We start from the raw sequence: 814 nt of genomic DNA on the forward strand, positions 1-814 counted from the left end.
TTCGGCGTGCTGCGCAAGATGTTCAACCTGGCCGAAGTGTGGGGGCTGCGCCCTGACGGCACCAATCCGTGCCGCCACGTCCCGATGTACCCACCCGGCAAGGAAACCCGGCTTATCGTCGATGACGAGCTGGTGCGGGTCTTCCGTCACCTGGAGCATCTGGAAGCCGAGGGACTGGAGAACTACGTCATCCCGCTGGCGATTCGCCTGCAATTCGAGTTCGCCGCCCGGCGCTCCGAAATCTGCCCGCTCGAATGGGCATGGGTTGATCTGGAAAAGCGCCGAGTCGTCTGGCCTGACAGCAAGACCGGCGGCATTTCCAAGCCCATGAGCGAGGAAGCCTATCGGCTGCTGTCCACCGCGCCGCGTCGGGAAGGCTGCCCCTATGTCCTGCCTTCGCCGAACGATCCCACCCGGCACATGACCCACGGTGAGCACTACGGCGGCTGGACGCGCGTGCTCAAGGCCGCTGGCGTGCCCCACGTTGGCACGCATGGCATCCGTCACCGGGCGACGACCGACATTGCCAACTCGGGCGTGCCGACCAAGGTGGGCATGAAGCTCACAGGCCACAAGACCGTGGCCATGTTTATGCACTATGTTCATACCGAGGACAAGCCGGTACGGGACGCGGCCGAACTGGTGGCGAATCGGCGGCTGGCGATTACCGGTGCATCCCGTTCTATGGAGGTGACAGTATGACAAGGAAGACACCTGTGGCAACGCGGAAGCCCGCCTCCTTACCGGCTGGCTATGCCGGCATCCACGGCGGCATCGTCGAGCTGCTGGATGCTGCGCGTCAGGCAGCGGCGCG

Annotated in this window: 1 protein-coding gene and 1 pseudogene; both read left to right on the plus strand. The window is 64.5% G+C overall.

Annotation, left to right across the window (positions count from 1 at the left end):
• Positions 1–702 (plus strand): tyrosine-type recombinase/integrase (locus J1777_RS14210; protein ID WP_207576320.1); only part of this gene is annotated, 702 nt, incomplete at its 5' end.
• Positions 699–814: pseudogene (locus J1777_RS14415) on the plus strand (DUF1016 domain-containing protein); the annotation flags it as partial. The gene J1777_RS14210 and the pseudogene J1777_RS14415, both read left to right, overlap by 4 nt.

It is taken from the genome of Comamonas denitrificans (assembly GCF_017368815.1).
GTDB classification, from domain to species: Bacteria; Pseudomonadota; Gammaproteobacteria; order Burkholderiales; family Burkholderiaceae_C; genus Comamonas; species Comamonas denitrificans.